This is a genomic window from Mesorhizobium tianshanense (assembly GCF_007830515.1).
In the GTDB taxonomy this organism is placed as follows: Bacteria; Pseudomonadota; Alphaproteobacteria; order Rhizobiales; family Rhizobiaceae; genus Mesorhizobium; species Mesorhizobium tianshanense.
Genome location: NZ_VLKT01000051.1, coordinates 39,362 through 50,073, shown reverse-complemented (window position 1 = coordinate 50,073; position 10,712 = coordinate 39,362). Strand labels below are relative to the sequence as shown.

10 protein-coding genes are annotated in these 10,712 nt (G+C 60.9%); 2 read left to right on the top strand and 8 right to left on the bottom strand.

Going from position 1 to position 10,712, the window contains the following annotated elements; translation table 11 throughout:
* Positions 1–372: 372 nt before the first annotated feature.
* The 8 genes from IQ26_RS30505 to IQ26_RS30470 all read right to left on the bottom strand — a co-directional run bounded on the left by IQ26_RS30505 (position 373) and on the right by IQ26_RS30470 (position 9,342).
* Complete coding sequence (locus tag IQ26_RS30505) at positions 373–1,416, bottom strand: NAD(P)-dependent alcohol dehydrogenase (RefSeq protein ID WP_145722110.1); 1,044 nt, start codon at positions 1,414–1,416, stop codon at positions 373–375.
* Positions 1,417–1,451: 35 nt separating this feature from the next.
* On the bottom strand, positions 1,452–3,083 hold the full coding sequence (gene groEL, locus IQ26_RS30500) for a molecular chaperone GroEL (protein WP_145722109.1): 1,632 nt from the start codon (positions 3,081–3,083) through the stop codon (positions 1,452–1,454).
* Between the two features lie 77 nt (positions 3,084–3,160).
* Entirely contained in the window at positions 3,161–3,958 is a 798-nt protein-coding gene (locus IQ26_RS30495; protein ID WP_145722108.1) for an iron-sulfur cluster assembly protein, read from the bottom strand.
* 5 nt (positions 3,959–3,963) lie between these two features.
* Entirely contained in the window at positions 3,964–4,986 is a 1,023-nt protein-coding gene (locus tag IQ26_RS30490) for an amidohydrolase family protein (protein ID WP_126039948.1), read from the bottom strand.
* 72 nt (positions 4,987–5,058) lie between these two features.
* The gene (locus IQ26_RS30485) at positions 5,059–5,430 is read right to left on the bottom strand and encodes an MmoB/DmpM family protein (RefSeq protein ID WP_126039946.1); all 372 of its coding nucleotides are present in this window, start codon (positions 5,428–5,430) and stop codon (positions 5,059–5,061) included.
* A 17-nt stretch (positions 5,431–5,447) separates the two neighbouring features.
* Complete coding sequence (locus IQ26_RS30480) at positions 5,448–6,506, bottom strand: aromatic/alkene monooxygenase hydroxylase subunit beta (RefSeq protein ID WP_145722107.1); 1,059 nt, start codon at positions 6,504–6,506, stop codon at positions 5,448–5,450.
* A 48-nt stretch (positions 6,507–6,554) separates the two neighbouring features.
* Positions 6,555–7,616: an NADH:ubiquinone reductase (Na(+)-transporting) subunit F gene (locus IQ26_RS30475; RefSeq protein ID WP_145722106.1), complete on the bottom strand. Its 1,062-nt coding sequence runs from the start codon at positions 7,614–7,616 to the stop codon at positions 6,555–6,557.
* Between the two features lie 52 nt (positions 7,617–7,668).
* Positions 7,669–9,342, bottom strand: coding sequence for an aromatic/alkene/methane monooxygenase hydroxylase/oxygenase subunit alpha (locus IQ26_RS30470; RefSeq protein ID WP_006206784.1), 1,674 nt, complete (start codon positions 9,340–9,342; stop codon positions 7,669–7,671).
* A 560-nt stretch (positions 9,343–9,902) separates the two neighbouring features.
* Between IQ26_RS30470 and IQ26_RS30465 the strand changes: the two genes are divergently transcribed.
* Together IQ26_RS30465 and IQ26_RS30460 are read left to right on the top strand one after the other, a co-directional pair.
* Complete coding sequence (locus IQ26_RS30465; protein WP_145722105.1) at positions 9,903–10,379, top strand: hypothetical protein; 477 nt, start codon at positions 9,903–9,905, stop codon at positions 10,377–10,379.
* An 11-nt stretch (positions 10,380–10,390) separates the two neighbouring features.
* Positions 10,391–10,702: a hypothetical protein gene (locus tag IQ26_RS30460; RefSeq protein ID WP_208760246.1), complete on the top strand. Its 312-nt coding sequence runs from the start codon at positions 10,391–10,393 to the stop codon at positions 10,700–10,702.
* The last annotated feature ends 10 nt before the right edge of the window (positions 10,703–10,712 follow it).

Sequence of the window (10,712 nt, the reverse complement as noted above, 5' to 3'; positions counted from 1 at the left end):
ATTCCGGACACGGCACAGATCTCCCGAGGTAAGATCGACCGCCTTCCCCGCACACCCGCCGGATTTACCACCCCGGTCCTTGATGACCATGGACTTCGCGGTCATGTGCCCGCTCGTCCGGCCGGGTAGGCCTCGTATCCGGTTCTTGTCCATCGGGTCGCGGGTTTGCTCCACGCTTCCTTCAGACCCCGCCTTGCGACGACGCCCTTGCGCTTCGCTAACCCTTCGCCGCCATCAGGCTGGGTAGAGGACTTACACCTCCAAGCTGTCGATCATGCTCGGCACACACAACGAAACCCATGGCATTTGCGCCATGGGTGGGAGGAATTCTGGCGTTCGGCGCGAGCTCGCCCGCAGCGGGTCAGGGCAATTTTATGGTACGATGACGCCACGGCCGGTGAACCGCCGGTTCTTGAAGTCGTCGAGCGCGGTATTGATGTTGGCGAGATTGTATTCGGTGTAGTGCATCTTCACCTTGCCGTCGGCGTTCAGCTCCATCAGTTCGACAAGTTCGGTGAAATTGCCGACCAGGCTGCCGCCGATGTTGATCTCCTCGATGACCAGATGAGCGGTCGGCACGGTGACGGTGCCGCCATAGCCGACGACGAACAGTTGGCCGCCCTTGCGCACCATCTTCCAGCAGATGTTCTCGACACCGAGTTCGCCGACGAAATCGATGACCACATGGGCGCCGCCGCCGGTGATCTGGCTGACCTCCTCGACGACATTCGGCCCGCCATCGAGGACGAAGTCGGCGCCGAGATCCTTGGCGAGCAGCCGCGCCGCCGGCTCGCGATCGACGGCGATGATACGGCAGCCCGAAATCGCATGCAGGGACTGCAGCGCGATATGGCCGAGCCCGCCTATGCCGAGTAGGACGCAGTAACTCCCTGGCCTCAAGAGCTTCGCCGCCCGCTTGGCGGCGCGGTAGGCAGTGATGCCGGCGTCGGCCAGCGGCGCCACTTCGATTGGGGTGACATTGGCATTCAGCTTGATCAGCGAGCGCTCGCTGGTGATGAAATATTCGGCGAAGCCGCCATTCATGCCAAGCCCGGGAAACTGGCCGTTGTCGCAGTACATATCCTCGCCGTGTCGGCAGTTGAGGCAGATACCGCATGAGCGGAAGGGATGACAGATCACGGCGTCGCCGCGTTTGACCGATCTGACGCCGCTGCCGACCTCCTCCACCCAACCCGCATTCTCGTGGCCCATGATGTAAGGCAGGAGCGTACCTTCCGGATCCATGGTCGGCTTCCAAACCCCCTCGATGATGTGCAGGTCGGTGCGGCAGAGGCCGGCGGCACCGACCCGCACGATTACCTCGTCGGGGGCCGTGATCGTCGGCGCCGCGACTTCCTCGATCTTGAGCTGGACGTTCATGCGCGGGTCGTATTCGTAAAGTCTGGCAGCTTTCATCGTCGTATCCTTTCAACGTCGAGATTGTTCAAATTTCAGGCGCGGCCGAGCTTTTCAGAGCCGCCGCCGCGCGCCGGTCCGGCCGTCGGGTCCTCGTCCTCGGCGAGATGGCCAATCAGCGTTTCGGTGGTCAGGATCAGCGTTGCCACCGAAGCGGCGTTGGCGAGTGCCGTATAGGTGACGCGGACCGGATCGATGATCCCAGCCTCGAACATGTTCTGGTAGCTGCCGGCAGATGCGTTGTAGCCGTAGCCGCCATTGATGCGCGTGACTTCCGCCACGACTGCTTCAGGATCGGCGCCGGCATTGGCGGCGATACGCCAGAGCGGCCTCGACAGCACCGACCGCACCAGGCGCACGCCTTCTGCGACATCTCCCTCGACGCCCGCCGCCACCTTGTCGAGCAGCGGTGCGATCTGGGCGAGTGCGGAGCCGCCGCCGGCGACCACGCCCTCTTCTGAAGCGGCGCGCACCGCATTCAGCGAATCCTCGATGAGCTGTATGGTTCGCTTCTGCTCGACCGGCGTGACACCGCCGGCATAGAGTATCGCGGTGCCGCCAGAAAGCTTGGCCAGGCGTTCGCGCAACTTGTCCTGATCGATGTTCGGCGGCGAGGCTTCATACTGCCGCTGCACCTGGGCGCGGCGCGATGCGATTGCCGCATGGTCGCCGCCGCCGCGAATGATCGAGGTGTAGGACGAACTGGTCTTCACCCGGTCAGCCGTTCCAAGATCGTCGGCGGTGATGTCCTCCAGCCGGCCCCCGAGATCGCGGGCGATCACCTTGCCGCCGGTGATGATCGCCAGATCCTCCATCATCGCCTTGCGCCAATGGCCGTATTCGGGCGGATGGACGACGAGGTATTTTCCAGGCCCCTGCTTGCCGAGCAGCGTCACCACCACTTCCGGCGACATTTCCTCCGACACGATCAGCAGCGGCCGACCATCCTCGTCGGCAATGCGGCGAGCCGCATCCAGCGCCTCGGGCTCCTTGATCTTGAGATCGGTCATCAGGATGTAGGGTCGTTCGAGAACCGCCTCCATCTTCTCCTGATCGGTGACCATATGGTGCGAGAGATAGCCGCGTTCGAAGGACATGCCCTCGACCACATCAAGCGTGGTCTGGGTGGTCACACTGAAGTCGGTGGTGATGACGCCTTCGGCCCCTACCCGCTGATGGGCTTCCGCCACCAGCGCGCCAAGCTTGGCATCGGTCGCCGCGATGTTGGCGACCGAAGCGAGAATGCCGTTGCCCTTGGCCGGCTTGGCCGAAGCCTTGAGCGCCGCCACCACCGCCGTCACGGCAAGGTCGATACCCTTGCACAAATCAACGGATTTCGCGCCGCGCTCATTGGCTTCGATGCCGCCCTGGATGAGCGCGTTCGCGAGCACGATGGCAGTCGTGGTGCCGTCGCCGGCGACCTCGTTGGTCTGCATCGACACTTCGCGCACGACCTGCGCGCCCATGTTCTCGAAACGGTCGTGCAACTCGATCTCGGAAGCGATGCTGACGCCGTCGCGGGTCACCATCGGGGTGCCGATTGGCCGGTCGATCATGGCGTTCATGCCTTTGGGGCCGAGCGTCGGCTCGACGGCGGCGGCCAACCGAAAGACGCCGCGAGCAAGAGCACGACGCGCGTCGGAATTGTGGAGCATTATCTTGGGCATGATTCCTCCTTCCGCCTTACGGGCGGGTTGTTGGTTAGGGGCCTCGTGCGAGGGAGGCCGTTGCTGTCAGCTCTGCTTCAGACGGTTGGCGCGGCTCTTGGCGGCACGCGATCCATGATGAAATCGACCAGCGTCGGTTCGCCGTCGACCACACCCAGTTCCTTGTATCTGGTCTGTTTGAGCCCACGACAAAGCGCGCCGTTGAACTCCATGTTGATACGCACACTGCGCAACTCGGCGAGATGTGCGCTGAGCGCGCCGGTTGGTATGCGCTGCCCTTCCCATGTCACGAAGACAGGGGCATCCGCCCTGCGGTCGGGAAAGCGCTCAAGCAGAGCCGCCCGGTACCTCGGCTTCTGGTTGGCCGCTTCGCCCGTTTCGAACCGCGCGACGTCGTATGCCGGCAGGTCCATGCCGAGGATTTCCCGGTCGGTCAGGCCGTGCTGCCGGAAGCCGCGCAGCACGGCCTCCTGGCGCCGCTTGAATGCCTTCAGCCTGAAGGTTTCGCGCAAAGCGCCGAGATCCTGATCCTCGGCAAGCTCGGCGAATATGTCGACGAAAGTCTTGCCGGCCTCCATGCCGCGATTGACCTCTTCGGCGAACATATGGTCGTGCAGCTTGACGCGATAGGCCGGCGACCATGAGAGCTGGTCGAGCGCCTTGCGGACGCCGTCCAGCATAAGGAAAGCGAAGTTGGGCGAGCACCAGTAGGTCGGCAGGCGGAAGTCGATGTCCACACTGCCATTGCTCGCCATCTCGGCCCGCTCGACGAAGCCCATCTCGGTAATCGGTTCGTCGAGTTCCGGGTCGTTGACTTCACCAAGGCGCCGCCAGAGTTCGTTCTCGCGGCTGCCGGAAACGCTGGCGGTTGCCATGGCTCCTACTCCGCCGCGATGCTGAAGGGCGAACTGGCGAGCGCCGCCTTCTTGGCTTCGATGTCGATGTTGTAGAGACGCGCGGCATTGAGGCCGAGGATCTTCTCCTTGATCTCGTCGGTCAGCTGCACGCCGCGTTCTGCCGCGATATCCTCGGGAATCTGGTAGGCCCAGAACTTCTCGACCAGCCAGCGCGGCGTCCAGATCGCGTAGTCGGAACCGAACAGGATTTTCTCCGGCCCGATCCAGAACAGCAGTTCGGCGATGACCTCGCCGAAATAGCGCGGGCGCGAATGGATGAACGGCAGCGCCACCGCCAGCCCGCCATAGACGTTGGTCTCCTGCGTCGCGATCCAGCAGAAATCGTCGAGGCGCGGCAGGCCGCAATGCTCGACAATCCAGTTGAGGTTCTGGAAATCGGTCGCTGCATGGTCGACGTCATGCACGTCGAAGGCGTCCTTGCTGAGCGGGATGATGGTCGGCCCCTTGTGGACGTGGATATTCCTGATGCCGAGCTTGTCGCAGAGTTCGAAGCATTTGTAGGCATCGGGGTCGGTGAGCTTCCAGCCCTTGGAAGCGCCGTTCCATTCGGCCGTGTACATCTTCACGCCCTTGACGTCGTAGGTCTCCTTGAGGAAGTGGATGTACTCGAGCGCCTTCTCACCGTCGCGCGGATCGAAGGCGCCGTTGACGATGAAACGCTCCGGATAGCGCTTGGCCACCTCGGCATTGCGCTCGATCGTGTTGAAGCCGTTTTTGTAGAAATCCTTGAGATAGGTCGACTGCACGATCGCCACATCATCAGGGCCATTGACGAACAGGTCGCGATAGAGATCGTCGGCGCTGTACTTTTCGAACTTGCTCTTCTCCCACAGCTGTTCCTTGGGGCTCAGCCCCGTGTGATAGGCGTAGAAGCACTCGATGAACTGCTTGCCATGGATATTCTTCTGGTTCTCGGGGCTGCCGTCCCAGAAATGGGTGTGGCCGTCGACCACGAAGATTTCCTTGCCTTCCGGTGTGATAAACATGGTTCCCTCAGCACTGATTGCGTTGATCGGGCTGCGCGCCGCAACCAGGCGGCGCGCCTGATTTTTTGGCGTCTATTCGATGTATTCGAACATCTCGTCCATGTTGCCGAACAGGATCACGGTGTTGTCGTCGACGCGAACCATGCGGCCGTAGTGGGTGGAGGTGTTGACCTCGAAGGTCTCGGCCGAAATCTCGCGGCCGAGATATTCACCGATCGCGTCCATCTTGAAGATCAGCTTGCCGTCACCGTCGATACGGATCAGTGCCGGCTGGTAGGTGATGGTCACCCCCGGCTTCTGGCCCATGAATTCAGCAATGGCCCTGGCTTCCACCGAGTCGTTCATGGTGACGCCGCACTGATGCGAAATCGTCTGTTCGAAGGTGATGTCCTTCATCGACCTGAAGATGTTGGATTGCGATGCGTCGCGTGCTGCAGTTGACATGACGATTTCTCCCTTTGTCAGCGCTTGAGGCCGAGTTCGCCGAGTATCTGGCCAATCCGTTCTTCGGATTTGGCGCGGACATCCGCGAACGCTACCGGCTTGGAATGCGGCATCGACCAGATCGGCTGAAGGCCGATGGCTGCCTTGTCGGCGAGCGCGCTGTGCTTCTTGACCCAGCCCTGGAAAAGCTTCTTGTTCGCCACGCCGTGTTTCTCGTCGTTGGCGAGCAAGTACATGAGGTCGATCGTGTTGGCGAGGTTGCGCTCATAGTCGGCTTCGGCGGCCGAGATTACTGCAGGCGTGATGAAGTCATGATTGGCGGCGGCGATCTGCATCAGGAAACCTGAGCGGAATACTTCTCCAACCAGCGGCTCGAAGATGATGTTGATGGCAAAATACTGTTCGAGATAGTCGGTCGCGCCCATGATGGTCTCGACCGCTTCGCGGGTACCTTGCCAGTTCGTGTCCTCGAGCCATGCCTTCTTGCCAAGTTCGTCGTCCCAGCCGGGCAAGTCCATGCCGATTTCGGCAAGGTAGAGCGTGATGTCCTGGGCAAGCCGCAGCTTGTAGGACGAGTTGGTCAGCGTCGCGTTGTTGATCATCTGGGTGTAGCCGTAACGCTGCGCCTGCATCAGCGAGGTGCCGAGCCCGAATTCGGCGTGTTTCCAGGCGCCGAGCTGCGTCTGCAGGATCTTGACCCAGGCCTTGTCGAAGGTCTTCGGCGCCCCCGACTTGCGGGCATTGTTGATGACGCTCTGCACCATCGTCTCGATTTTCGACTGGCGCTGGTAGTGCGTGCGTTCCCACTCCTGATCGGGGGCGCGGAAGGCATGCCAGTTGGAGCTCTGCGCGGCGGTGTTCTGCTTGACATAAGCGCCCTTGCCGTCGGCAAAGGAGATGATCCAGTCCTGGATCAGGTAACGCTCCGGGTCAGGCTGTACGTCGACCGTCATGTCTTCGTAGTGCGTGGCGCGCTGGCCCTTCGGGTCGAAATACCGGTACTTCCGGCTGTCGGAGTCGGCAAAGGTCGCCGCGCCGGCGGCTCCGGAACCGACTGAACTCGAGGTAGCTGGCATAGTCTTCACTCCCTTGTTGCATTTGTGGTTGCAGTTGCGCGGCCCCCCCTAGTGGGTCGGCGTAGCACCTGCCGATGTGGTGAACTTGTCGAAGAAGATCCGCTCCGTCTCGAAGCCGTTCATGAACAGAACCGGCTGAAGCGCATCGATCATCGGTGGCGGGCCACAGGCATGGACATCGCCCTGCCCGTCGACCGCCAATTGCTTGAGCTTGGCGTCGACACTCTGGTGTACGAAGCCGCGCTCGCCTTGCCATTCGGCGTCATCAGCCGCGTGCGAAAGCACGGGAATGAAAGTGACATCCGAATGCTGGCCGATCAGCTCGGCGATCCTGTCGAGATAGAACAGGTCGTTGCGCGTCCTGGCACCGTAGAAGAAGTAGACCGGACGTTTCTCGCCGCTGTTGAGATGGTCGTTGAGGATCGACCAGATCGGCGACATGCCCGAGCCGGCGCCGACCAGGACTAGGGGTCCTTGCCGTTCTTCCCGGCGGAAACAGGTTCCATAGGGTCCGACGACGGTGACTTCGGCTCCGACCTTGATTCCTCCGGAATCGAGTTCTCCGGAGAATTTTCCCTCAGGGTATTTTTTGATGATGAAGCAGAGTTTTTGGGTTTGGTCCGGCGTATTTGCCATGGAGAACGAGCGCGTAATCGTCTCCCCTTTTTGCGTGGTAACCGTGATGTCGACATATTGCCCCGCCCAGAACTTTATCGGCGAGCCGAGTTCGATCTCGATGCCGCGAATGTCGTGGGTCAGGTGCTCGATCCGAGCAATCCGGCCCTTGAACGTCTTCACGGCGATCGCTTTCGCCAGAATCTCCTCGTCGTAGTTGAGAAGCTCGACTTCCAGGTCGGAGTAGGCGATGCAGCGGCACAAAAGGACGTGGCCGCTCTCCTTCTCCATGTCGTTCAGCGCGAAGGTCGAGTATTTGAGCATGTCGACTTCGCCTTCGAGCAACACGCTTTTGCAGGCCGAGCATTGCCCTTCCTTGCAACCGTGCGGCAGGGCGATGCCCTGGCGGAAAGCAGCGTTGAGCACCGTTTCGCCATGCTCGACGTCGAATTCGACGCCGACCGGGCTGAGCCTGACCGTGTGGGTTTCCGACATACGGGCCTCCAGTGAAAGGAAGGGGCGGGACGAACCCGCCCCCCTTGGCTGATCAGTTGCAGGGATTGATCGTGAAACCGGCCCGGTATTCCGCCAGATGCTTCTCACGGTCCGCGGGCGACATGGCACGCAGCGCGTTGAGCGGCGATCCGAGCGTGTTGCCGCGAACGTCGTCCAGCGTCCACATCTCCTTGTCGTCGAAGCGCATATGCGGCTGCGGGACCAGCGTCTTGCCGTCGGAGCGGACGAAGTTCAGGTCCTTGATGGCATCGGCCAGATCCCAGCCGTCATAGAGCGTCTCCCACTCGCGCTTGCCGCTGAAGCGGCCCATCGCGGGCGTCGGACGTCCTTGATACTCGTCGGCGAAGGCCACGGTCGCGGTCCACTTGTCGAGTTCGTGGGCGAAGGTGTGCAGCTGGCCGTCGATCTCGCCGACAACCATGTCCTCGCGGATCAGGCAGGGAACGAGGCAGGACCAGCAGCGGTGCGGATAGACGTAGCCGACGTCACTGTTGAACAGCAGCACCTTCTCGCCCTTGTGGCTGAGCTTGGCGTACCATTTCCAGAAATCGCCGAACTCGGCGTACCAGCCCGGATACTTGTGCTCGAACCATTCGAAGTCCTTGTCGGTCTGGGCTTCGATGCGCCAGAAATTGACCGGCCAGCCGACCGCGAAGAACTGTCCGACCTTGTGGACGTAGTTCTTCTTGGTGATGCGTTCCCAGGCCGCCTGGACGTCGTCGTGATGGACCTTGATGCCATATTTCTCAAGCGGCAGCATGTAGGTGCGATAGTAGTCCTCATAGATCCAGCGGTGCCACATTTCCGCGTAAGACTCCTTGTTCTTGTCGCGGTTGGTGGTGCCGTATTCGATGAAGGTGCCGATGGCCGCATCGACGATGGCGTGGTTCTGCCAGAAGGCGTAGCGCAGGTCGCGCTCGAGCAAGAGGTGGTTTTCCGGCTCCTTGAGCGCCGCCATCAGCAGCGAGTGGCCATTGCCGATGTGCCGGCTCTCGTCGGACTGCACCGACAAAAAGACGGTGGGCAGCGCGTAGTCGCCATTGCGGGCGGCCTCCGAGGGCATGGCGACGAACAGCGTGTTGGTGAAGGCGGTCTCGGCCACCACGGTCAGGTACATGCAGGCGGCGGTCATCGTATCGCCGGTGATGAAGCCTTCGGCGAACTGCCGGCCGATGGTCGTGGCGTAGCATTTTCCGAAGGCTTCCTCGGTGATGTCGAAGCCGGCCGGATCGATGTAGTTTTCCATGTACCATTTCTTCAGGTTCATCTGGATCGTCGAGTGACGGAACTCGTCGATCATCTGCATGGTGAAGCCGGTCCTGAGCTCCTCGCCCGGCGCGATCCGGGCGACCATCGCCATCGAGCGGGCAGCGGAAATTTCCGGGAACGGAATGATCGCGAGGAAGAGTTTCATCCACTCGACCCAGCGCGGCTCCACGTTGCGGAACATGTCGCCACGCAACGCCGCATCCAGCGCGCCGTAGACACGATTGTCCTTCTCTTCCTGCATCGGAAAGTAGGACCGCAGGACCTGCTTCATCGGGTCGCGCGGCGTCTTGTTGATCTTGTAGTCCGTCGGAAAGGTCATCGCTTCCTGGACGTAGGAAGGATTCCAGCCGAGATCGGCAATCTTCTTGGTTGCCTCGCCGACAGAGATGCCGCGTTGCGAGGTAATCTTGTTGAGCGTCAGAGACGTCATGGTCATAAGCCTCCACCAGGTTTGAGCCGCAGGTCCCTTGACCCCGGCATGAGGCGGCGCACAGCACCGCCAGTGAGAGTGCGAACGGCATGACAAAGGGTTGCGCATTCAGGCGCGACTCATGGTCCGGCCATTCAAGTGGATCGTGGCAAAGGTTTTCGAGGGCAGGGACCGCGGCGCCAACCGCACTCGCGATGGGCGTATCGAAGCGGACGTGACTTGTCCCTGCTTCCTCCGTTCCTTCGTTCTTTTGGCACCGCGTCAAAGCGCGATGGGCTTCTTGTGAAAATGAACAAAGCAAGCGCCGTGCCAGATTGAAAATACTGCCTGCCGTCGGCACTCAAGGAAAAACGAAGCCATTTTCGACATCTGAAAATACAGCCAACCGTAACGTTCTTTTACAGTTGTAAATTACACATGTAATATTTACATTTATTTCGCAGTTGCAACATATTGCTTAGCACTCGCAGCATATTCAAAAATACATTCCATCTATTCAATTCACCATCTTCCTATACTATTTGAGCGCAACAGCCCATGAATGGGCCCAACGCTGAAGAGAGACGATGCCCAACGACAAGGACAGCCGTTGCCCACCGGAGCCAATGTCGAGCCAGGCCGACGGCGTCACCGGCGATCTTGTCAGGCTGATGCCCCGCGACCTGGTCTTCGTCATGCGCTTCATGGGCGAGAGCCAGTACCGCCTGCAGAGCCACTTCCAGGACTTCATCCGGACCGAGCTTGCCGCCAGCGGCATCACCACGGAGACGCATCCGATGATCCATCTGTTCATCGAGAACCATGCGATCCTGCTGCGCGAATTCGTGTTTTCGGGTGTTTCGCTGTCGCGCCAGTTCCGCGTCGACGAGATCGAACGCCTCACCGGCGACACGACATCGATGATCCGGGTCGACATCTGGGATCAGCTCAAAAGCCACATCGAAACGGCCGAAAAGCAATTCCAATCGCAGTCCGGCACGTTGCCCGGATTGCTGTCGGCTTTCGAAAAGCCGCCGGGATCGGTACCTGGAAGCGAAGAATGACGGAGGATCCGATGCATCAGATTGCCGATCGTGACGCGCTGCTCGCCCGGCGGCTGGCGCTCGTCGCCAATGTTTCGACGCTCACTGCCGAGGCGCTGCGGCTCAATCAGAAACGTGCCGGTGTCGAGATGGATGTGCTGCGCCTGGAGCTTGAAATCGGCAGGAGCGCCGCCAGCGCGCAACTGGTGCAGGACTTGCGTGAGGCGCAGGAGAGAGCCGCGGCGGCCATGCTGGCATGCGCGGCGTGCGAGCAGCGCATCGTCGCCGCAGAGAGCGACGTCGAGGACGTCGACCGCAGCCTCGCGGCGACCGAGGATAACTGACGAAGGGAAT